The organism is Enterococcus sp. C65 (genome assembly GCF_040887165.1).
Lineage (GTDB): Bacteria > Bacillota > Bacilli > Lactobacillales > Enterococcaceae > Enterococcus_B > Enterococcus_B hirae.
In genome coordinates, this window is sequence record NZ_JBFOFG010000003.1 from 1 (window position 1) to 21,673 (window position 21,673).

20 protein-coding genes, 2 tRNA genes and 1 riboswitch are annotated in these 21,673 nt (G+C 37.2%); of the genes, 10 read left to right on the top strand and 12 right to left on the bottom strand.

The genetic code is table 11. The features are described 5' to 3' along the window. The first annotated feature begins 69 nt into the window (after nucleotides 1–69). The 4 genes from AB3I12_RS03730 to yqeK all read left to right on the top strand — a co-directional run bounded on the left by AB3I12_RS03730 (nucleotide 70) and on the right by yqeK (nucleotide 3,798). Nucleotides 70–141, top strand: a tRNA-Gln gene (locus tag AB3I12_RS03730). A gap of 9 nt (nucleotides 142–150) precedes the next feature. Beyond that, nucleotides 151–235 (top strand) — tRNA-Leu (locus AB3I12_RS03735). A gap of 831 nt (nucleotides 236–1,066) precedes the next feature. Then, on the top strand, nucleotides 1,067–2,080 hold the full coding sequence (locus tag AB3I12_RS03740) for an acyltransferase (protein WP_063626847.1): 1,014 nt from the start codon (nucleotides 1,067–1,069) through the stop codon (nucleotides 2,078–2,080). Between the two features lie 1,124 nt (nucleotides 2,081–3,204). Further along, the gene (gene yqeK, locus AB3I12_RS03745) at nucleotides 3,205–3,798 is read left to right on the top strand and encodes a bis(5'-nucleosyl)-tetraphosphatase (symmetrical) YqeK (RefSeq protein WP_063626849.1); all 594 of its coding nucleotides are present in this window, start codon (nucleotides 3,205–3,207) and stop codon (nucleotides 3,796–3,798) included. Nucleotides 3,799–4,217: 419 nt separating this feature from the next. Here yqeK and tenA read toward each other — a convergent pair whose 3' ends face one another. The 5 genes from tenA to AB3I12_RS03770 all read right to left on the bottom strand — a co-directional run bounded on the left by tenA (nucleotide 4,218) and on the right by AB3I12_RS03770 (nucleotide 8,392). Next, on the bottom strand, nucleotides 4,218–4,901 hold the full coding sequence (gene tenA / locus AB3I12_RS03750; RefSeq protein WP_063626851.1) for a thiaminase II: 684 nt from the start codon (nucleotides 4,899–4,901) through the stop codon (nucleotides 4,218–4,220). 4 nt (nucleotides 4,902–4,905) lie between these two features. Then, entirely contained in the window at nucleotides 4,906–5,544 is a 639-nt protein-coding gene (thiE, locus tag AB3I12_RS03755; protein ID WP_063626853.1) for a thiamine phosphate synthase, read from the bottom strand. Continuing rightward, nucleotides 5,528–6,349: a hydroxyethylthiazole kinase gene (thiM, locus tag AB3I12_RS03760; RefSeq protein WP_063626855.1), complete on the bottom strand. Its 822-nt coding sequence runs from the start codon at nucleotides 6,347–6,349 to the stop codon at nucleotides 5,528–5,530. Before thiM ends, thiE begins: the two co-directional genes overlap by 17 nt. A 4-nt stretch (nucleotides 6,350–6,353) precedes the next feature. Beyond that, complete coding sequence (gene thiD, locus AB3I12_RS03765; RefSeq protein ID WP_053766473.1) at nucleotides 6,354–7,157, bottom strand: bifunctional hydroxymethylpyrimidine kinase/phosphomethylpyrimidine kinase; 804 nt, start codon at nucleotides 7,155–7,157, stop codon at nucleotides 6,354–6,356. Between the two features lie 75 nt (nucleotides 7,158–7,232). Next, a riboswitch (TPP riboswitch) is annotated at nucleotides 7,233–7,331 on the bottom strand. Nucleotides 7,332–7,444: 113 nt separating this feature from the next. Next, nucleotides 7,445–8,392: a sugar-binding transcriptional regulator gene (locus AB3I12_RS03770; protein ID WP_063626857.1), complete on the bottom strand. Its 948-nt coding sequence runs from the start codon at nucleotides 8,390–8,392 to the stop codon at nucleotides 7,445–7,447. A gap of 246 nt (nucleotides 8,393–8,638) precedes the next feature. Between AB3I12_RS03770 and AB3I12_RS03775 the strand changes: the two genes are divergently transcribed. The 6 genes from AB3I12_RS03775 to AB3I12_RS03800 are packed head-to-tail and all read left to right on the top strand — an operon-like array spanning nucleotide 8,639 to nucleotide 13,981. Then, a complete protein-coding gene (locus AB3I12_RS03775; RefSeq protein ID WP_010737301.1) occupies nucleotides 8,639–9,172 on the top strand; it encodes a PTS glucitol/sorbitol transporter subunit IIC in 534 nt (177 codons plus the stop codon). 24 nt (nucleotides 9,173–9,196) lie between these two features. Beyond that, nucleotides 9,197–10,234 carry a PTS glucitol/sorbitol transporter subunit IIB gene (locus AB3I12_RS03780; RefSeq protein WP_063626858.1) on the top strand — a complete coding sequence of 346 codons (1,038 nt, stop codon included), beginning with the start codon at nucleotides 9,197–9,199 and terminating at the stop codon, nucleotides 10,232–10,234. Nucleotides 10,235–10,249: 15 nt separating this feature from the next. Further along, entirely contained in the window at nucleotides 10,250–11,323 is a 1,074-nt protein-coding gene (locus AB3I12_RS03785; protein WP_063626860.1) for a zinc-binding dehydrogenase, read from the top strand. Further along, the gene (locus AB3I12_RS03790) at nucleotides 11,320–12,315 is read left to right on the top strand and encodes a 2-hydroxyacid dehydrogenase (protein WP_081248808.1); all 996 of its coding nucleotides are present in this window, start codon (nucleotides 11,320–11,322) and stop codon (nucleotides 12,313–12,315) included. Before AB3I12_RS03785 ends, AB3I12_RS03790 begins: the two co-directional genes overlap by 4 nt. Before the next feature lie 40 nt (nucleotides 12,316–12,355). Beyond that, nucleotides 12,356–13,603: an NAD(P)H-dependent oxidoreductase gene (locus tag AB3I12_RS03795; RefSeq protein ID WP_034867482.1), complete on the top strand. Its 1,248-nt coding sequence runs from the start codon at nucleotides 12,356–12,358 to the stop codon at nucleotides 13,601–13,603. A 15-nt stretch (nucleotides 13,604–13,618) separates the two neighbouring features. Next, on the top strand, nucleotides 13,619–13,981 hold the full coding sequence (locus tag AB3I12_RS03800) for a PTS glucitol/sorbitol transporter subunit IIA (protein ID WP_063626862.1): 363 nt from the start codon (nucleotides 13,619–13,621) through the stop codon (nucleotides 13,979–13,981). A 158-nt stretch (nucleotides 13,982–14,139) separates the two neighbouring features. Here the strand turns inward: AB3I12_RS03800 and AB3I12_RS03805 are convergent, their stop codons facing one another. The 7 genes from AB3I12_RS03805 to celB all read right to left on the bottom strand — a co-directional run bounded on the left by AB3I12_RS03805 (nucleotide 14,140) and on the right by celB (nucleotide 21,608). After that, complete coding sequence (locus AB3I12_RS03805; protein WP_063626864.1) at nucleotides 14,140–15,135, bottom strand: DUF916 and DUF3324 domain-containing protein; 996 nt, start codon at nucleotides 15,133–15,135, stop codon at nucleotides 14,140–14,142. Nucleotides 15,136–15,151: 16 nt separating this feature from the next. Next, the gene (locus AB3I12_RS03810) at nucleotides 15,152–15,760 is read right to left on the bottom strand and encodes a WxL domain-containing protein (RefSeq protein ID WP_010719619.1); all 609 of its coding nucleotides are present in this window, start codon (nucleotides 15,758–15,760) and stop codon (nucleotides 15,152–15,154) included. A gap of 21 nt (nucleotides 15,761–15,781) precedes the next feature. After that, nucleotides 15,782–17,140: an adhesive domain-containing protein gene (locus tag AB3I12_RS03815; RefSeq protein WP_063626866.1), complete on the bottom strand. Its 1,359-nt coding sequence runs from the start codon at nucleotides 17,138–17,140 to the stop codon at nucleotides 15,782–15,784. A 458-nt stretch (nucleotides 17,141–17,598) separates the two neighbouring features. After that, entirely contained in the window at nucleotides 17,599–18,207 is a 609-nt protein-coding gene (locus tag AB3I12_RS03820; RefSeq protein ID WP_063626868.1) for an alpha/beta hydrolase, read from the bottom strand. Nucleotides 18,208–18,270: 63 nt separating this feature from the next. Beyond that, complete coding sequence (locus AB3I12_RS03825) at nucleotides 18,271–19,245, bottom strand: VOC family protein (protein ID WP_034867486.1); 975 nt, start codon at nucleotides 19,243–19,245, stop codon at nucleotides 18,271–18,273. A 157-nt stretch (nucleotides 19,246–19,402) separates the two neighbouring features. Next, a complete protein-coding gene (locus AB3I12_RS03830) occupies nucleotides 19,403–20,122 on the bottom strand; it encodes a GntR family transcriptional regulator (RefSeq protein ID WP_010719615.1) in 720 nt (239 codons plus the stop codon). 214 nt (nucleotides 20,123–20,336) lie between these two features. Next, a complete protein-coding gene (gene celB, locus AB3I12_RS03835) occupies nucleotides 20,337–21,608 on the bottom strand; it encodes a PTS cellobiose transporter subunit IIC (RefSeq protein ID WP_063626869.1) in 1,272 nt (423 codons plus the stop codon). Nucleotides 21,609–21,673 lie beyond the last annotated feature (65 nt).

The following is a 21,673-nucleotide window of genomic DNA, read 5'->3' on the forward strand; positions in this document are numbered from 1 at the left end:
AGTGGTTAACGCACCGGATTGTGGCTCCGGCATTCGTGGGTTCGATTCCCATCATTCGCCCTTTCTTATTGGGGTATAGCCAAGCGGTAAGGCAAGGGACTTTGACTCCCTCATGCGTTGGTTCGAATCCAGCTACCCCAGTTTTTTTACGCCGGCGTGGCGGAATTGGCAGACGCGCTGGACTCAAAATCCAGTGCCCGTTAAGGGCGTGCCGGTTCGACCCCGGCCGCCGGTATCATAATGAACCCCTAATGTGTCTTACATTAGGGGTTTTCTTTTTGGTCTCTTTGTTAAATGATGTTGATAAAGAGAAATCTTAGAATCATTTGGACAGAAAGAAGAAAATTTCGGCTCTTTGTCAATAAGAACTGATGCGTGGTGTTAAAAAAAATCTGAGACAGAATGAGGTTCATTCTGTCTCAGATTTTTTTGTTATAGAGCCATTTTCTTTTTGAAGCGGACTATTGTCCTACTCTCTATACAGAAAATCATTCCACATCATGAAAAGAACCGTACCTACTGCCGTATAAGAAGCTAAAATGAATAGAGGTAATGAAGATGAAGAAAACGTTTTTCTATCTGATGATTTTTATGAGTTGCTATCGCTACTGCAAAGAGCAGAAAATAGTCATTATCATGGGTGAGGGTTCTACAGGGATTCAAACGTTAGATAGCCTATGATTTTTCTGGCTTCTAGGTATAGTGAAAGTCGTTTTTACCCACTCATCTGTGTTTGAAATGATTCATCTAATCAAACTGAGTAAAGAAAATACAATAATGGTAATCATCTAATTAAAAAAATAGGGATCTATCTATTGTTTTTTTGAATACCTCAATAGTTTAAAATTGCTCCCACTCTATACAATTATGAATTAAATGAATTGGACTTTAGTCTAATGTTTTTTACATTAATCAATACTATAATTAATATAGTATTGTGGATTTAAGAAATTAAAGAGGAAAGAGAAAATATAGATGTTAGAGTTAATTATCTCCAATTTTTTTTTGTACATATTCTATTTTTATTTCTAGCCTATTAAAGTCAAATTTGCTTGTTGGAGGGATTATGGATAATAAGAATCAAAAACTATTTATTGCTCAGTTTATTGCAACAATTTGTGTTGTTGTTATTCATTGTGGAACCATTACTAATCACCCGATAGTGCATTTTTTTCTAAAAAGTATGGTTTGTCGTATTGCTGTTCCATTCCTTTTTGTAAATAATGCATATTTCTTTCGGATAAATAGTAAGAGGGAAGGCTATTCGAAGATGTGGCTAAGAAGAATAGTACGTCTATATACTATAGTGTTTTTGCTGTACATTCCGTTTGGTGTTCAACTGTTACAAGATACAGTTGATATTCAGTGGAATTTATGGTCAATATTATTGGCATTGGTAGTTAGTTTCCTATATACTGGAAGCTTCTATCACTTATGGTATTTTCCTGCTTTGATAAGTTCATTAGCTATAGTTAAATATATGTTTCAAAGATTTAGATATAAATGGATTTTTCTGGTTTGCTTTTTATTTTTTTCTGTTGGTTCCCTTGAAACGTATTCCTTATTTATATCAAATCCAATGGTCATATCAGTTATGGAAAAATACTTTAATATTTTTTTTACTACAAGAAATGGGTTATTCTTTAGTCCACTCTTTATTTCCATAGGATTTGTTTTGGCTGATAATGTACATAATTTAGAAAAGCATCGAAAGTTATTAATATATGGACTAGTCGCTGCGTGTTTTTTAGGAGGAGTCGAAGGGATAATCACATTTTATAATCAAGGAATCGATAAGAATTTTATGTATTTCACAATCCCTTTTATTTTTAGTTTGTATGGACTGCTGGTTATTTCTAAAAGTAAAATCAAAAGTTTTGAAAATTTAAACTCCTATAGTAAGAATATATTCTTGTTTCATATGATACCTATTCAAATTTTTAATATGAGGCATGGCGAAATAACACCTATAAATGGATTATTCCGCTTGATGTTAGGGGTGTTTGTTCCAATAAGCATTGTTTTGTTTTACAATAAAATTGTGAAACAAATATCAATTTTTTACAAAATTAAAATGTGAGATGAATTGATGCAGCATATTTGTTTGATTATGCTGAATTAGGATTTAAGTCAGCAATCTTGTTTTGAAATAAATCATCTAGTTAAACTGAACTAAGAAAATACGAGATGGGTAATCATCTAATTAAAATAATCAGGGTTCTAGCTAAACCCCAGCCTTCGGGTATCATAGAACTTCTAATGGATCTTACATTAGGGGTTTTCTTTTTGATCTCTTTGTCAAATGATGTTGGTAAAGAGAAATCTTAGAATCATTTGGACAGAAAGAAGAAAATTTCTTTCTGTTCTTTTTATTTGGTTAAAATAGTATTACCAGGACAGATAGTATTCTAGTATCTCTAAAAACGAATAAACGGTGTTCAAACATCAGCTCCTTGAAATAAGCCTGAATTTTTCAAAACATGAGGAGCTGTTTCAAAAAATTCTTTCTTATTGTCATCAGAGCTACCCGATGTTTTCACGACCTCTGATTCACGGTGTTCAAAGAGCTGACCTTCGGCGATAAGTCAAAAAATCTCAAAACATGAGGAGCTATTTCGAGATTTTCATCCTTAATGCTCCTGCGATTACTCGTCGCAGTTTTTACTTGGTGAGCGCTCAGGTCAAGACATTCTTTTCACAACCTCATGAAATAATGAGGGAGAAGTAAGAAGTAGTTAGTCTCTAAGGATAAACGATCGCCTGTGATAGCTGGGTTATTAATAGGTAGTATGATAAAGTATGAGTAACATATAAAGGATGGTGAATCATATGAAAGTTTTTAAGTTTCTCGTTAAAATGTTCTTAGCTATAGTAATTCCTGCTTATGCCACTTATGGTTTGTTATCTGATAGGAATAAGTCAGACAGTAAGAAATCAAAACGCACTTAGATTGATTTGATGATTTTATTCGTTGTACCCTGATCCAGGGGAATCGAAAAGCTAAAAAGGAGCAAACATCAATTTTTCATACTGCAAATCAGTCTATCTTCATTTTTCTTTTAGCTTTTTTCCTAAAATCATCTGAGCTGATAGATGAAAGCTTAAAGGAGCAAAACTATCAGAGGATGGAATGATTGTCGAACTTTATTTTTGACCTTATTAATATATAATAATGTAAAGGTATTCATTGGAAGGTGAGTTAAAATGAAGAATATTATTGAGTATAAGATACCCTTTAGTTCTAAAAATATTGAAATACAAGTCAGAGAATTTTTGAATTATTATGGGAAAGATAAAACCGTCTTTCACTCGTATGAAGTAGCCAACAAGGCGAAAGAACTTGCAGAAAAGTTTAACGTACCAAAAGATAAAGCCTATCTTGCTGGTTTGTTACATGATATTAGCGTAGTCATTCCTGATGATGAAAGGATAGAACTACAAAAGAGTTTAGGGGAGGAAGTTCTAAAAGAAGAAGAGAAACTACCTATGATTCTCCACCAAAAACAATCAGTATGTATAGCAAAAGAACTATTCAATATCAAGGATAGAGAAATATTATCAGCTATTGAATGTCATACAACGCTTAAAAAAAATGCTTCTAGTTTAGATAAAGTTGTTTTCATTGCAGATAAGATTAAATGGGATAGAGACCATAGTGCTCCTTATTTAAAACAATTGAACAAAGCTTTAGACATCTCTTTAGATCAAGGGTGTAAAACCTATATTGAGTGGGCTTTAACGGATATTTTCGTTTTACATCCTTGGTTAAAAGACGCAATGTGTGACTTAGGAATGTGAGTTTATGGGAAATTTCTATTTGGTTCAATAAAGAATTTGTGCTTTTTTATGATTATATTTTCGTCAGTTAATTTTATAGAGAGATTACTATTTTTTATGTCGAATGAGTGCAATCACCGATGAGGACTAGACAAACGGTTATTCTCAAAGCAGTAAAAGACATACACAATTTTACTTAGTAGTTTGGCGTGATCAAATAAGTTCTTTCAGATTGATGGGGTGAATAACTTCATCTTAGCGGTAGTGTGGTAGTTTTTTATAAAAAAATCAGGACCGATAGAATACTCTATCCGTCCTACAATGGTTGAGTGTTCGTCTGGTATAGAGATTAAAAGGTGAGTGTCCTAGACTTAACATGTTTTACTAGATCTGCTTTAAATGAAAGCAGAAGAAGTTGTCTACTGAGATCACTATACAATTTATTCTGATAATGGAATCAGATTCATTTCTTCATGATAAGACATTTCCCAAAAAAGATACTCAAATTCCAAACTTGATATAAAAATTTGTTTTATTTTTTGTTGGTCCTTCGCACTTTTCATTTCGACTAATTCATCCAACAGGTCAAACATCCACTCAAATGATTTTTCAAAACTAGGATCTGCATATAAATCAATCCAGGAGCGATAGGGGTTCTTTTCTAAACTAGATTGATATCGTTTTTTTAAACGACTCGCATAATCGTAATAGGTCCAAGCACATGGAAGGATAGCTGCGATGATTTCAGCGACACCTCCACTATGGCCGATCGCTAGCATATTTGTTGTATAAGAGCGATTGTAAAAAGAAGGTTGTACGGTGTTAAATTCTTCTTTTTCAATAGCATAATCCAACATATATTGGCGATGTAAGTCAAGTTCTGTTGCTAGAATACTGTATTGTGCTTCAACAAAATGAAATAATTGATGTTCATTGTCTGATTTGGTGGCAGCTAATGCGAATACTTTAGCATATTCAAATAAATACAAGTAATCTTGTAGTAAATAAAATTGAAATGTCTTTTTAGCAAGAATACCTTTTCCTAATTCTTGAATAAATGGATGATTAAATCCTTTTTCCCAGCTGTCATAAGCTTCGATTTTTAAATTTTTTGAAAATGACATTGATTTACCTCCCAATCGTCTGATCAATCAATCCTAAAAGTTCCTGACTGGCTTTTTTGATATCTTTTTTTGACAAAATAGCAGATACGACAGCAAAACCTTGAATGGGAAGTGAGTGAAAAGCTGGGATTGTTTGCTGATTGATTCCACCGATCACAATGATTGGAAGCGAGATTTGCGCACAGATTTTTTCTAATTCTTCAGTTGTGACATGTATTGCATCTGGTTTGGTATCTGTAGGAAACATTGCACCGACTCCTAGATAATCCGCACCATTTTTTTCTGCTTCGATGGCTTCTTCAACCGTTTGTACTGAAACACCGATTAGTTTATCTGGTCCAAGATGCTTACGAGCTATATTTATAGGTAAGTCATTTTGACCTATATGGAGACCGTCTGCATCACATGCCAGAGCAATATCAAGGCGGTCATTGATGATCAAGGGAACGTTATATCTTTTGGTTAATCGCTTTATCTGTATGGCTTCTTCGTAAAACTTTCTAGAATCTAACTGTTTTTCTCGGAGTTGAACAGCAGTAACGCCTCCTTCAAGTGCTTGTGAGACAGCTTCTAGCAGTGTATTGGTAGTGAACAAGAGTGGATCTGTTACTAGGTAGAGCCGGTAATCAATCATCGAATGCAATATAGTCACCTCGTTCTGATAAGGTTTGATCCGTTAGTTTACTTATTTCATCTATTAAATGGGTGCGTAAACTACCTGTTCCTTTGGTTTTTGCCTTTTCAAAAGCTAATTCACCAGCAACACCCATTGCAATCACGCTACTTACGGCTGCTTCAAAAAAATCATCGGAATAACCACCACAAAAAGTAGCAATTAGAGAATCTAACATACAACCAGTACCAGTAACATGGCGCATTGCAGCACAACCATTTTTTACCTGCATCGTTCGAACACCATCTGAAACGATATCGATTGCGCCGGTTATGACGATGATACAGTGAAAAGAAGAAGCTAGTGTTCGTGCAATATTGATGACTTCAGTTTCTTTTTTTTGATTCACAAGCGAAGTGTCTACTCCTTTAGCTGAAGTTTGAATACCTGCTAGACAAAGGATTTCTGAATAATTTCCACGAATGACTGTAAAATGGATACTGTTTAATAACTTTTTAGTCACATCCATACGAAATTGAGAAATACCCACACCGACTGGATCGAATATGACCGGAATTCCATGCTTGTTCGCTTCTTTGCCAGCAAGAATCATCGAATCAACGGTTTGTTCATTCAAGGTTCCTATATTGAGAACGAGTGCATCCGTTTTAGCTGTTATTTCTGCTACTTCTTGAATCGCATCAGCCATTATCGGAGAACCACCAATAGCTAAAGTAATATTGGCACAATCATTGACTGTTACATAGTTCGTCAGATGGTGAACCAACGGATTGCATGCACGAATCTGTTGGATAATCGTTTCGAATGATGACATAAAATTACTCCTCTTCAACGGTATTTTGGTAAAGCGAGTAGAAATGATTCGTAGGACCATGTCCTTGACCGATCGCCAACGAATGTTGGATTGCAAGTGTAACGTATTTCTTTGCTTCACAGACAGCCTGCTCTAAAGATTTTCCTAGAGCTAATTCAGAAGCAATAGCAGAAGATAACGTACACCCTGTCCCATGAGTATTTTTGGTTTCGATTCGTTCTGCAGTAAAGTGATAGAATTTATTTCCATCAAAGAGCACATCAGTAGCTTCGCCAGATTTATGCCCACCTTTGATTAAAACAGCTGTTCCGCTATTTTCGTAGATGGTTCGTCCGACTTGTTCCATATCTGCTATTGATGAGATCGTACATTGAGCAATTTTTTCTGCTTCTGGGATATTAGGTGTAATCAAGTTAGCTAAGGGAAGAACCGTCTGAATCAGTGTATCAATCGCAGTTGGCTCCATCAACGCATTGCCGTTTTTAGCGTACATCACTGGGTCTAAAACAATATTTTGTGGTTGCCATTTTTTTAAACTTTCAGTCACTGCAAGCATTGTTTCTTGGCTAGAAAGCATCCCAATTTTTACGGCATCGGGAAAAATGTCTTCAAAAACCGCATCCATTTGATCTTTGATGATTTGAGGGGAAATATCTTGGTAGGTCAATACACGAACCGTATTTTCAGCTACGACTGAGGTGATAACCGACATTCCATACACTCGATGAGCAGAAAAAGTCTTTAAATCGGCTTGTATACCCGCGCCACCACTACAATCTGATCCTGCAATACTAAGCACTTTTTTCATCTGTAATCCTCCTTAAAATAGAAAAAGACATTCCCCTAGAAAGAAGAATGTCTTGTTTGTTTTGATTTCGCATCAACAAAAAGGACATTTGCTCCCTACGCTGGTATCAACCAAACAGGTTCAAAGGGTCAGGTTTTACCTTCTCAACGCAACAGCGTCCCCCTGCAAACAAAATCATATTTTATTACTTTTTAATCATAGCGGAAATAGTTAGGAGATTCAAGAGCAGATAAAGGAAACAGGTGAGAAACGGAATTGCTCTTACGTAACTTCCGTTTTTGTCATTGCTAAATATCCATATGGATCAAGTGATCCGCAATGGTGTCGGTAGTAATGATGGAGTCAATCAGTTGATTTTTACAAGCATAATAGATTCCTTGCCATTTCGCATCATCATAAGCAATAGCGATGGTTTCAGGAATCGCTTTAAGCTCTTCAAGACTTAAACCAACCACATGCTTATTGATTGGATGATTTACTTCTTGACCATCTTTATCATAAAAACGGGAGTTGATGTCCCCAACTGCACCAATCCCTCTTAATTGTGCCATTTCTTTTTTATTAGTATACCCGATTTCTTCCATCGTGTTGAAATGATCAGGGGAGGAGATACCGACAAGTGCTAATTCGACTTTTTTGGCTTCAGATAGAATTTTATCAATGTAGATATTACCTTCAAATTCTTGACGGATTATCTCATTAGAAACCAGTGCTGGAGTGTAAAGATATTTTGAAGAACCACGCGTCTTTCGAGCAAATTCATGGCAAAGTTGATTGGAGTGGATATCAAAATGATCATATCCCATGCCGCCGATTAATGGAATGAATGTTGTATCAGGATAATTCTCAAATGGAAATTGAGTAACTAAGCTTTTGATTGACTTTCCCCATGAAATCCCGATTGTTTTCGTAGCTGCAATCTTATCTTTTAAAGAAATTGATGCAATTTGTCCAACCATTTTCTCGATTTCTGGATAAGATAGATTCGTTGTGTCCACCACTTTAACAAAAGATAAGGCAAATTTTTTCTCTAGTTCGGTTTCTAATTCAATGGCATAGATATTTTCACTATTAATAAAAAATTCAATGAAACCTGCTTTTCGAGCATCAATTAACCATTTAGAAATGAGTGAACGAGAGACTCCCATTTTCTTAGCAATCTGTGCTTGTGTCAGACCTTCTTTATAATATAAAGTTGCTACTTTCACCATGTTTCTTTCTTCAGACTTACTCATTTTTTCCTCCAATTGATCGTTTAACTCCAGTTATTCACTTCACTTAAATAGATCAAGTCGATCGGGTAATCATAACTGTCATACATTTAATAAAAAACATTTCCATTTTTAGTGTACTTTATTTTTTCGAAAAAATCAATTGACATTAATTTTGTCAAATGATATATTCTTGGTGTGGTATCATATGACAAATGAATTGTCTTTTGATAAAAGCGCGCAATTTGATCTTAAAAGGAGGAATGGGATTTGAATTTTCTGGTGAAGTTGTCAGATGGCTTTATGGGAATGTTTCAAGCTGGAGCAGATACTTTTGTTGGATTTTTAACGACGATCGTTCCGCTGTTGATTTCTTTGATTCTTTTTGTAAACGCTCTAATAAAAATTATCGGAGAAAAAAGAGTATTTGGATTCATGCAACGATGTACGAAATTCACGTTATTACGCTATACATTGATTCCGTTTTTAGCGTGTTTCTTTTTAACAAATCCAATGTGTTATACATTTGGACGATTTTTAAAAGAAGAACACAAGGCAGCTTACTATGATGCAACGGTTTCAATGCTTCATCCCATCGTGGGATTATTTCCTCATGCAAATTCAGCTGAACTATTTGTTTATCTTGGTGTGGCAGCTGGCTTTGGTAAAGTGGGAAATCAAAGTGAATTAGGTCTAAGGTATTTATTAGCTGCTTTTATGATTATCTTAGTACGAGGAATCATTACAGAAAAAATTGCTCGTTTCTTAACACAAAGAGAAGCAAAAAAAACAACAGAAGCATAGACGAAACTGAGAATGGAGGTAGAGATGGAAGCGAAAAAACTAATTATCCATAAAGGAAATGGTGGCTGGGGAGGACCATTAACCATTCCGTTAAATGATGAACGTAAAAAGTACGTTATCAGCGTAACCGGTGGGGGTATTCATCCCGTCGCTGAAAAGATTGCGGAATTAGCTGGGGTAACAGCGGTTGATGCATTTAAAAATCCAGTGGAAAAAGAAGAAACCTTGTGTGCAGTCATTGATTGTGGCGGAACAGCACGCTGTGGAACGTATCCAAGAATGAAGATCCCAACAATCAACGTAAAATTGCAAGCGCCTTCTGGGCCGTTGGCGAAATTTATGACAGAAGATATTTTTGTTTCAGGAACAACGATTACAAACATAGAAATTATTAGTGAGAGCGAAGCTGCACAAGTACATAATAAAGAAGATAAGAATGAAAAAACATCAAATATCAACACAAATAAACCGGAAACAACTACAGAAATAACAAAAGAAACCACTGAAAAGAAAAATCATAGCAATAAAAAAGGTGGGGTTTTTGGCTTGATCGATACCATCGGACGTGGTGCGGGGAGCTTTATCAATATCATGTATCAAGCAGGGCGTGAAACGATCGATACCGTGCTAACAAATATTATTCCATTTATGGCTTTTGTTGCAACTTTGATTGGTATTATCAACTATACAGGAATTGGGGATATTATTGCGAAGTTTTTGTCACCTTTAGGCGGTAGCTTACTTGGCTTAGTTCTATTAGGTGCTATTACTAGTTTGCCGTTTTTATCTCCTTTATTAGCACCAGGGGCGGTGATTGCTTCGGTGATTGGTTTATTGATCGGAACAGAGATCGCTAATGGTACAATCCCGCCACATTACGCTCTACCAGCACTGTTTGCTATCAATTCACAAGTTGGCTGTGATTTTGCACCCGTAGGAATGACTTTGGGAGAAGCAAAACCAGAAACGATTTCTAATGGTGTGCCAGCTGTGTTGTTTTCGCGAATTTTAACTGGTCCGATCGCAGTTATCATTGCGTATGCCTTTTCAATTGGATTATAGAATAGGAGTGGGAAAATGCAACCTAAAAACATAACGTTTGGCTATTTAGCTGAGAAGAAGAATGCAAAGATCAAGGAAATGCCGATGCCTGAATTGGCAGAAGATGAATTGTTAGTAAAACAAGAAGCTTGTAACATTTGTACAACTGACTATCAACAATGGTTAGGACTTAGAGAGCATCAAGGCTATCCTATGGCTGGCGGACATGAATGTTCAGGAATTGTCATAGCAAAAGGCAAAGCTGTCGGCGATACCTACCAGATCGGCGATCGAGTCAGTGTACTTTATGATTATTGTGGTTACTGTGATGAGTGTAAATTTGGTGAAATTACGAATTGTGAAAACAAACGGCAATTTGGAAAGAATTATTCAAAAGAATTTTATGGGATTTTTGGATTTGCGAATTATTTTGTTCGTAAAGCCAAGAGCTTCGTCAAGATGAGACCAACTTTATCTGCCTCAGAAGCTGCTTTTGTCGAACCCTTATCCTCCGTCGTTCAAAATATGAAAAAATTACGAATAGTGCCTGGGAAAGAAACGATCGTGATCATCGGTGGAGGAACAATGGGACTTCTTAATGGACTAACAGCACGAGCAATGGGCGCAAGGGTCATTATTTCTGAGGTCATGCCTAAAAAGTTAGCTCTGATCAAGGAATTAGGGTTTGAAGCGATTGATGCAAGTCAAACCGATCCAGTCCAAAAAGTCAAAGAACTCACAAATGGGAGAGGGGCTGACAGCGTTATTGTCGCAGTTGGATCAACTTTGGCGATGAATCAATCCCTTGAGATGGTGAAAGAAAAAGATGGGAAAATCTCGATTTATGCTGCGGGTTATCCAGCGCCTGAAATGGCTATCCAGCCAAATACGATTCATTATATGCGTCTCGAAGTGATCGGTACGTATGCTTCCACATTAGAAGATTTTTATGACGCAGCTACACTCCTAAATGAAGGGCGTGTCGATGTATCAAAATTGATCGAAACCAAAATTCCATTAATGGATATTCAAAAAGCATTCGAGATCGCTAGTACCCCAGGAAGCTACCGGGTATCAGTTGTATTAAATGAGGAGGGGAATAAAGAATGATCAAATGTTTAGCAATCGCAGATTTATTTATCAATCGAGAAATGATGGAAGAAGGCTTAAAAGATTTAGCTACAAAAGGAATTTCTGTAGACATCAAAGAATGGCGGCATTCTGATTTAGATAGTCTGCAAAAAGATAATATCAAGATTGAAAAACATGGGTGTGATGCAGTCGAATTACCAGAGTATCTCTTAGAAAATATTGAAGAGTATCAGTGGATCATTACTCAATTTGCACCGATTGGTAAAAAAGTGATCGAACGGGCGGAAAATTTGGAATTAGTTGGCGTACTGCGAGCAGGTACAGAAAATGTCGCTGTTAACTATGCCGAAGAAAAAGGCATTGCTGTTTATAATACTCCTGGCAGAAGTAAGACTAGTGTGTCGGAATTTACTGTTGGTTTGATTTTGACAGAAATTCGAAATATCGCACGAGGAAATCAAAAATTAAGAGAGCATCAGTGGCAAAAGTACTATCCTAATGGGCTATTAGCACCTGAATTAAAAGAGTCAACGATTGGTTTAATTGGTTATGGCGAAATTGGCCAACGAGTTGCTCATTTGTTGCGACCTTTTGGATGTAACATTCTTTTCTTTGATGATTATTTTGATGGTACGTCCCCTGATACTCAAGTTAGCTTAGAGGAACTTGTGGAAAAAGCAGATATCTTTTCGATGCATTATCGATTGACTCCTCAAACAAAACATATGATCAATGAGTCGCATTTCAAGAAAATGAAACCTTCTGCTGTTTTCATCAATAGTGCCCGTGCTGGATTAGTCAATGAACAAGATTTGATTCAAGCATTAAGAAACAAAGAGATTACGGGAGCGGCAGTGGATGTTTTTGAACAGGAACCATTACCCGCAGACCATCCTTATCTAACATTAGATAATCTCACGATCACTCCTCATATTGCGGGCTCGACAATTGGTAATTTTGCCAATTCGCCTAAAATATTAGTGAACCGAATCTTTAGAGAATATTTATAAAAAAACATAAAAAATTGAATGAGTGGAGGAAATACATAAGATGACTTTATATGGTGAATTACAATTAAGAGAAAAAACAGGAAATCCAATCAAAGTGGGTGTAATTGGTGCAGGACAAATGGGCAGGGGAATGATTGCACAAATAGCGTCAATTCCAGGGATGATCGTAACAGGGATCAGCGACTTGTCCCTTGATTATGCACAAAAAGCGAAAGAAGCGTATCTAGCTTCGGCAAAAGTTAAAAATGATGTCCTTATTTCAACAGATGCTAAAGAAATTATTCACTCTGATTGGAATGAAGTAATCGTAGATGCTACTGGTGTACCTGAAGCAGGAGCAAAAATTGCGCTTGAAGCGTTATTAGCAAAAAAACATCTTGTCTTATTAAATGTTGAAATCGATATCACTATTGGACCTTTGATGCATAAACTCTATGATTCAGCAGGGTTGATCTATACTGGATCAGATGGCGATGAACCTGCAGCAACCACCGAATTATTTGAATTTGCTTCGTCTATGGGGATGGAAGTCTTAGTTGCGGGAAAAGGGAAGAATAATCAATTGAATATTTCCGCAAATCCGGCAACTGCTGAAAAAGAAGCTCAGAAAAAACAAATGGCTCCTCATATGCTAGCTGCTTTCCAAGATGGAACAAAAACAATGGCTGAAATGAATCTTTTATCAAATGCGATTGGCTATATCCCTGACAAGGTAGGTATGCATGGTTTGAAAGGGGATCTAGATTCTGTCATTACTTCGTTAGATTTAAAAGAAAATGGTGGGGTCTTATCTCAATTTGGTGTAGTGGAATATGTGGATGGTTTAGCGCCAGGCGTCTTTGTTATCGTTAAGGGGCAAAATAGCGAAGTAGCTGAAGAAATGAATTACTTGATGAAGAAAGGGGAACGGGATCATCATATCTTATATCGCCCGTATCATTTAGCAAGTTTAGAAACACCAATTACGATTGCAAAAGCTGTCTTACAACAAGATCATGCCATTGTTCCATTAGGCGCCCCAATTTCAGAAACCGTTGCGGTAGCGAAAAAAGATATTCAACCTGGGGATCATTTAGATGGAATCGGTGGTTTTTGTGTCCGAGGAGTACTTGAGACCCACGAAGAAATGAAGCGAGAGGGACATATCCCGATCGGACTGATCTCTGGAGAAGTAGTAGCAAAACGTTTTATACGGGCGGGTTCTTTCTTAACTGAAGATGACGTTGAACTAGATGCCAGTACCACTGTTTGGCAGTTACGTCATTTACAAGATACGACGTTATCATAGAAGGAGGAGAAAACCATGCACACAACAAAGATTGTTGAGGTTGGTTCTTTAGTGGAAGAATTTGCGGCAGAGTACTTAATGATTCTTTTCGGACAACAGGTACCACCTGAATTAAAAGACATCTGTGTGGTTCATAACAATCATGAAACGGCTAAAAATGTCATCAAAACAGGGGATATACTGACCATCGGCAACCAAGAATATCAAATCAAAGAAGTTGGCAGTGAAGCCAATCATAACTTTGAAACCCTTGGCCATATCTCCATTTATTTCCGCACAGGAGAAAACGAAGTTTTGCCAGGAGCAATCGTTGTAGAGCCTCAAATCTTTCCAGAGTTTGCGATTGGAGATACCATTCGATTTGGAGAATCACAATAAGAAGCTGTTAGTTAGAAATAAATAGATGGAATCACTGTTGTTCGTGAAAAAGAACAAATGAGGTTGGTGGTATATCCTTCGATAAAAACTATACCAGAAATAAAAACTAACTCTGCCTCGTGAAAATTTAGGTAGAGTTAGTTTTTGTTTGATAACAGTTATCGTTTTTTCTTTTTTACAATATACAGTAAAAAGACAATAATGAGGACGAGAGCGAAAATAATACCTCCAGCTAGCCAAAGGAGCCAATTGTTTTGCGGCTCATCCTTTGTAGTAGATATATTTTGTTCATTATAAGTTGCAGCTGTTTTTTGCGAAATAGTAAAATTTATCTTTTGCTGCCAATTGATTTCCTTGTTTTTGACATTCGTCATTAGCTGATAGGTTCCTGGTTCGAATTCTTTTCCTTCTAAAAAAATCAAATAGTCCGTGCCGCTGTTAGGGGCGAACGAAATGGGCTGGGTCCCAGTTAGTACTGGGGTTTGTTGTTGTTCTTTTTTGATCTCATAGTGTATACGAGCACTAGATAGATAAGTAGCATTAGTATTTTCCAAAGTTGCTTTGATGGCATTTCTCTGGTTGATTTGGGTAGGTGCTGCTTTTTTTAGTTCTAAGTTCGGTTGGATTTTGTTTAGTTGTGTTTTAAGTAAGACAGCAATCTCCCGAGAAAAAACATGTTGAATATTTCCTTGTATATCTTTTTTTGGTTCTTCTTGGAGGTAGAGCCCACCCGCAATTACTCCATCAAAATCTTTTTCTGGCATTTTGATGGTTAAAGGAATCTTTTTTTGTTCATGTCCCGCAAGAGTAAACTTTTGCTTATCAACAGAAACAATTTTCTCGATATCAATGGGCAAATTATTAGGACGATCTTGATTTCTACCAGAATATTCAACAACACCTAGTTGATTAGTCTTTGCACGATTAAAGGACGGAATGATCGTGATCTCAGTTTCTTTTAGATTCGTGACTAAGACATTCAAAGTCGATTCCTGTCCAGGTTTTAGTTGTAGATCAAAATAATTGTCGTTTGTTGATGGTGTTGATTCATTGCCTTGCATTTGTGCATCAAAACTTTGTAAGGATTCGCCGTAGACGGTAAGATTTCCCATCAGTAGAAAGAAGAAGGGTAGTATCCAAAACCACTTTTTCACGATCATTCCTCCTTTCTTAGTTGGTTGGACTGGATGAGAAAGTCCAATTTAATGTAGTAGTATATTGTTCGGCTACTTTATTTGTATTCGCTGGAACAGATAAGCTGAATTGATTAATCGCTAGTGCAGTATCGCCCGAGTTTTGACCTGCGGTTGCATCTAAAATCGTAGCATCTTGATTGAATACTTGGATCGCTAATTCATCGTTTTCATAGGCACTGGTAGGGGCTAACCCTAAGTTATTTGTAAGTGCGCCAAAAGATAAATTGAGCTGTGCACCTGATAGCTCAACATCATCCGCTGTTTTGAACTGGTCAGTTTGAGATAACTTGACTGTCCATGTAGCTGCAGGATTTCCTCGGTTGTCTCGAACTGCTACGGTTCCAGTAGTAGGTGTAGAGCCGGTTTGTTCACCTGTAGCAGTAGCAATCCAGTTTTCAGCAGCTGCAGTTTGCAGGGGATGATCCCCAAAGTCTAAATTAGTTGGTATACCGCCAGCATAGTCAAATTCAAGTGCGCCTTCCACATAGGCCACTTCTCCTTGGGTTTGTGAATCAGCAAAAACGAGAGAACTTGAAAACAAGCTGATCCCCAAGACAAAAAAAGATAACGTTTTCTTTTTCATTTCTTCTTCCTCCTAAATAAATTACGGTGTATCCGATAAGAGCCATTCCACCATTGTTTGGTAGGTTCCCTTTGTTTTCAGACTTTCTTTGGGAACCGCTAATGAAAACTGATTGATTGCTAATTGGACTTGACCAGGATCAGTTACACCATTTAATTTGAGTAATGTTTGTTGCGTGCCTATAGATAGAGGGACCATTTGATTAGCAGTACTTGTGATCCCAGTGATAGGAAAGGTAGTTGTTAAATCTGCTGTTGAGATTTGTAATTGGGACGTTAATTGATTGGTTCCGTTTTGCCAAGGACTAAGTTGTTGGACTTTTATTTGCCAATTTTTTACAACTGTCCGTGTATCAGTAATCGAAATTGACCCGGTAGTTACTTGATTGTTATTGGTGGCTACTAAGTGCTCATCCTGTTGGGTCTGGATCAAGTGCTGACCAAAGTTCAAGTGAGTCGGCAAGCTTGTGCTCTGCCAGGTGAGTGCTCCAGCTGAAAAATAAACAGGTGTTGTACCAGTAGTAGTTCCTAACTGAATCGTCGACTGATCTGTTTGAATAAAACCGCCCTTAAAATTAGCTGTTAGATCTTGGGTCAATTTGGGCGAAGATAAAAGAAATGGTAGCGAAACACTCGTATTACCTAAAATCGAAGCAGCAACCAAATTTTTACTATTATCAGAAGTTGGTGAATTTAAACTCGTAATAAATTGAGACAAAGCTGTGACAAAGGGGGACAATAATGTTCCTAAAACAGTCCCAATCAGCGGTAAAGCTTGGACGATCGTTAATAAATTTTGAATCCGATTTTTTAATGTCGTTGTCAGGATGGGTAATAGCCCTTGACTAATCGCTACGCCATACTGAGTGCTCGACCGTGGGACGATAGCTAGAGTAAGATTCTGGGCACCAAAAGTTTCCGAACGTAATTCTGACAATGCCTGATTAACCGCTGTTTTATTTTGTGTGGAAACTAAAGGTGAGTTGACGATCAACGAAATCACAGAGGTTATGGTCGGCAAAATCAATTGTAAAGGGGACTGACTAAGTGGCACAGTAACAGTAGTTTGAACAGTCGCATTCCCATTAGGTTGGATATACCCGACCATTTCAGTCGGTGCTTCTAAAATGGCATATTTATCGCCAGTTGTGATAACCCCAGCGCTGATGCCATTTTTTCCTTCAATGAGAAAAGTGACAGGGACATTTACTCGGTTTAAAAAAGGCGCATTTGGACTGGTTTGACTGTTATTAGTTGCGGTAGTCGTACCAAATAAATTTAACGAAACTGCTTGAACAACATTTGTTTGTGCAAGCACTGACAGAAGTGTCAATAACAGAAAGATTACTTGTTGAATCTGTTTTCTTTTTTTGTGAAGCATCGTGCCCCCTCCCTAATGAGTGAACCATATTAACTCGACAAAAAATTGGCGAACGCTAAAATGATTGCAACTCTGATTAATTAAACTATAGCAATTTTTCGGAAATCTAGCTAATCAAAAACTCATTTTTTTCTAATTTTTATAATAGAAATCCATATTCTACAGTTTTTTCAAATGAGGAATATTTCTATTTATCTTTAATATGATGCGTTTATAATGAGGGGGAGCCAAGAAGGATTTTCCAAAATGAAAGTTAAAAGAGATGATTTGAGAAAAATGGATAGTTGGATCTAGCACTTACATTCATTTTTCTGTTTCGTGAGTAGAGGTCGAAACAAAAAAATACGCTCCAAAAATTGTCGTTTTCACGTACAACCTTTGGAGCGTACCTCATTATAGAGTCTTTGAAAAAGAGACTTTGAAAAAATAATCCGATGCATCACAACCTTGGTCCAATATTAGTTAACCGAAAGCGAAGAAAGCCAACTTTTTGCGGCAATTAATTCAGCCTTTGTTAATTGATGACCAGTAAACGTTTCTTGGAATGTGAGGTGAGCTTTTTGCATTTCAAAATCTTTGATCAGATTCGTAATCGCTACAGAGGAGACGATTGGATCGGTCTTGCTGTAAGAAAGCCAGATCTGAGTATCAGTCATTATTTTTGCTGGATAATTGACGTTTAAAGACATTGGATGAAAAAGGATTCCTTTTCGCAGCTCAGTATTTCTCGATAATAGCAAGTGAGCAGCGATATTCGCTCCATTGGAATAGCCTACGATCACCCAGTCATGTAACGAGATGTTTTCTTTTTGGCTAACTGCTGAGATTTTATGATACAGAAGCGCTGTTTCTTCTGCTAAACTCTGGTAATCGAATTGATTCAATCCATTCCGTCGAAAGAAGCGATTCATTCCGTCTTCTTTGATTGAACCACGAAATGAAAGAATCGTAGCATCCGGTTCAAGGAACTGGACGGTTTCAAGTAAAGAATATTCATCGCCACCTGTACCATGAAGAAGGAGTAAATTTCTACTTGTTTGTTTTCCCGCTTGAAAAAAATATTCCATGATTTGACCTCTTTTTCTTGAAAGATATGCTTCTTGGAATCGAATGTCTGGATAGAAAGAAGATCATTCTCGTTGTTGGTTGGCATCCTGAGTATCGAAGGGACGAATGTACGCTTCGATTTCTTCTCTTTTACTTTCGAGTTGTGGTGGGAGTGATAGTTTTTCGCCAGCTGTATCTGCTGATTCATCTCCAAAAAAACCAGGTCCATCTGTTGCTAATTCAAAGAGAACGTGGGTGGCAGCTAAGAAGTATTCTGATTGGAAGTAGAAGCGATCCACAAACCCTGAACTTGGTACGTTTATCTGATTGATCACATGTATCCAGTGACGTAAGGCTTCTTCATCAGCGACACGCAAGGCAAGGTGATGGATATTGCCGAATCCTTCGATTGCTTTTGGTAAATCTGCTCGCTGTTCAACAATGATGCTTGCTCCATTACCGCCTTGACCGACTTCAAAGAGCGAAAAAGCTCCTGTTTGATCAGTAAGTTTAAACTCTAAAGTCTGTTCTAATAGTAACTGTAATGGTTCCATTTGACTCACTCGGACAAAAACTGGTCCCAAGCCTGTAATTGCATATTCTGATGGAATATTGCTGTTCTTCCAAGGAGTACCACCAGCAACACCTGTATTGTTTTCATCAGAAATCAATTGATAGAATTGATGATCAAAGTCTTCAAACTCCAGATATTTTTTTGAAAAACGTTCCTTGATCGCAGAGTGAAGAACATTCTTTTCTTCAAAGCGTTTGAACCAATAAGTCAATGCTTCATCAGTTGGTACTCGAAAGGACACTCTAGAAATCGTATCCGTTCCTTTACTTCCTTGAGGTTGATTAGGAAAAGCGAAAAAAGTCATGTCAGTTCCAGGGGAGCCGTATTCATCTGTAAAATAAAGGTGATACGTTTCGATATCATCTTGGTTGATCGTTTTTTTTACTAAGCGCATTCCTAAAATATCCGTAAAAAAACGATAAATTTTAGTGGGACTTGAAGTCATAGCGGTAACATGGTGGATGCCTTTGATTTGAGTATCCATGAGAGTTCCTCCTTTGCACTTACAAAAAGTAAGCGTTGTGTTAATTACAGTATAGTGAGTGGGAACGTTTCTGGCAATTATTCTGTTTGACTCCGCTCTTTTGTAAACATCAAAAAATCCGTTTCACAATAGTTTCCTATTTTTGAAACGGATTTTTTTAGTTTGAACGGACATCAAGTAAGGAATAGTTGCGGACATCAAACCGATTTCTACTAGATGAATATTCGATGGGCTGACCATCTTTTAGATAAACGACTTGTTGCACATCCAAAACAGGATCTATTTCCGAACAATTCAAGTATTCCTGATCAAAGTGCGTACTTTTATCTGCTGAAATTGCTCGATAGGCGCCTGCAAAATGAAGATTTAGATCTTGGTGCAAGTAATCATAGATAGAAGAAAGCAGATGTTCTTTTTTTAGCCCTGGAACTAAATGTACAGGCATAAATGTATGTTCCAAAATATAAGGTTCGTTGTCTAAAATTCGTAAACGGTGAATATTATAAACAGGTTGTTCGGCACCAATCATTAATTTTTCTTGAATAAATGGGTTCGGAAACTCGACATCAAATTGAATGATTTGACTCGTCAGTGAACGATGACGACGCTTCATTTGATGGCTGAGTCCCTCATACTCATTGGCAGGGGAGGTATCTTTCTCGATAAAAGGATGATCTAAAATTTTGGTTCCAGCCCCTCTTTGCGAATAAACTAATCCTTCCATAGCCAGAATATTGATGGCTTTTTTGATGGTCATTCGACTTGCGCCAAATTCTTCGACTAAAGTGATCTGATTAGGCAAAAAGCTGTTTGGTGGATATTCTTTTGAACGGATTCTTTCCCTTAAAACATTTGCGATTTCTTCATATTTTGGCACGTTATTCACCTCGTATTGAGTATAACGAAAGTTATTTCGTTCGACAAGAAAGAAATAACGAAGTTTAGTTGTTGAATCACTCATTTCAATGAAACAAGCATGAACAAATCAATTCACATCATTCCATGTTTTGACTGTTCATGCTAGATTATAAAATTTGCTTAATCTCTATTAGAAAGAAGATGATTTGCTTCACAGGTGAGTAGATAAGGCTTTACACAACGTCTAAATCAGGTTGTTTATCTAATACTTTTAAGAATGGGTACCAAATAAAAGCGACGATCACAAAATCGACTACTTGTAAGAGACCGCCTAGCCATGAATTGGTAGCTAAAACACCACTAGCAATGATCGGCACAGTCCACGGAACTGAAACACCTGTAGGCGGAGGAACGATGCCAGCTGCCATCATCAAGTAGTTGAACGTTGTCACGACCAAAGGAGCAACGACCCAAGGAATCAAAATGGTTGCGTTCAATACGATTGGTAGACCAAAAATTGCAGGTTCATTGACATTGAAGATTCCAGGTGCTAGCGCTAAACGACCAACATCACGGTATTGTTTTTTCTTCAAGACAAAAGCCATCAATAATACTACTGCTAACGTCATTCCAGAGCCACCGATACCAACGGTAAAGGTTTCCATAAATGGTTTTGTGATGATATGTGGTAGTTCTTTCCCATGCTGATAAGCTTCTAAATTATCAAGCATCAATGTATTCCAGATAGGGTCCATAACAGAATTAACAATAATTTGACCGTGAAGACCAAAGAACCACAAAAATTGAACAAAGAATAAGGCAATCAACGTGGCAGGTAAACTACTACCTAAACCAGTTAGAGGTTTTTGGATAACTTCATAGACTAAGTCATGAAGGTTCGCATTGAATACGCCAGTCATGACAGCGTTGATGATCAAGAAAACAGTCAATGTGACTACAGCTGGAATCAAAGCAGCAAAAGATTTCGTTACTGCAGGTGGTACGCCATCAGGCATTTTAATTTGCCAACCACGTTTGGTGATTCGACAGTAGATTTCCGCAGCTAAAAAGGCAGCAATCATTCCAATGAACATTCCTTTAGCACCTAGACGATCAAGTGATAGGACACCCGAAACTTCTTCACCACCAGCTGTTGTCATCACAAAAGGTGTGAGAATCAAAAAGCTTGCGAATGAAACAGCGCCACCAAAAATACCTTCTACATCATATGATTTTGATAAATAATAGCCGATACCAAATGTAACAAAAACGGACATGATACTCATCGTCGCATTTTGACCATTGCCAAAAAGGGTGCTTAACGTGCCTTTGGTACCATCACTGAGGAACGGTAGATTATTCACAACGACCACAATTGATCCAAACATTGTTAGCGGAAATGACAACATAAATGCATCCCGTAACACAGTTAAGTAACGGTTTTGCCCTAAAAGATTGGCTAAGGGCATAATTTTTTGAGAAAGTTTATCCATAAAACCATTCATTTTTTTCACCTCAAATTTATTTTGCAATCGATTACAAACGTAGTATAACGTCTGTCTGTTTAAAT

Bases quoted from the DNA above. Each gene is read 5' to 3' on its own strand.
- celB (WP_063626869.1), bottom strand. From the start codon at position 21,608: ATGAATGGTTTTATGGATAAACTTTCTCAAAAAATTATGCCCTTAGCC.
- AB3I12_RS03795 (WP_034867482.1), top strand. From the start codon at position 12,356: ATGACTTTATATGGTGAATTACAATTAAGAGAAAAAACAGGAAATCCA.
- AB3I12_RS03815 (WP_063626866.1), bottom strand. From the start codon at position 17,140: ATGCTTCACAAAAAAAGAAAACAGATTCAACAAGTAATCTTTCTGTTA.
- yqeK (WP_063626849.1), top strand. From the start codon at position 3,205: ATGAAGAATATTATTGAGTATAAGATACCCTTTAGTTCTAAAAATATT.
- AB3I12_RS03785 (WP_063626860.1), top strand. From the start codon at position 10,250: ATGCAACCTAAAAACATAACGTTTGGCTATTTAGCTGAGAAGAAGAAT.
- thiM (WP_063626855.1), bottom strand. From the start codon at position 6,349: ATGTCATCATTCGAAACGATTATCCAACAGATTCGTGCATGCAATCCG.
- AB3I12_RS03800 (WP_063626862.1), top strand. From the start codon at position 13,619: ATGCACACAACAAAGATTGTTGAGGTTGGTTCTTTAGTGGAAGAATTT.
- thiD (WP_053766473.1), bottom strand. From the start codon at position 7,157: ATGAAAAAAGTGCTTAGTATTGCAGGATCAGATTGTAGTGGTGGCGCG.
- AB3I12_RS03825 (WP_034867486.1), bottom strand. From the start codon at position 19,245: ATGGATACTCAAATCAAAGGCATCCACCATGTTACCGCTATGACTTCA.
- AB3I12_RS03820 (WP_063626868.1), bottom strand. From the start codon at position 18,207: ATGGAATATTTTTTTCAAGCGGGAAAACAAACAAGTAGAAATTTACTC.
- AB3I12_RS03780 (WP_063626858.1), top strand. From the start codon at position 9,197: ATGGAAGCGAAAAAACTAATTATCCATAAAGGAAATGGTGGCTGGGGA.
- AB3I12_RS03790 (WP_081248808.1), top strand. From the start codon at position 11,320: ATGATCAAATGTTTAGCAATCGCAGATTTATTTATCAATCGAGAAATG.
- AB3I12_RS03770 (WP_063626857.1), bottom strand. From the start codon at position 8,392: ATGAGTAAGTCTGAAGAAAGAAACATGGTGAAAGTAGCAACTTTATAT.
- tenA (WP_063626851.1), bottom strand. From the start codon at position 4,901: ATGTCATTTTCAAAAAATTTAAAAATCGAAGCTTATGACAGCTGGGAA.
- AB3I12_RS03740 (WP_063626847.1), top strand. From the start codon at position 1,067: ATGGATAATAAGAATCAAAAACTATTTATTGCTCAGTTTATTGCAACA.
- AB3I12_RS03810 (WP_010719619.1), bottom strand. From the start codon at position 15,760: ATGAAAAAGAAAACGTTATCTTTTTTTGTCTTGGGGATCAGCTTGTTT.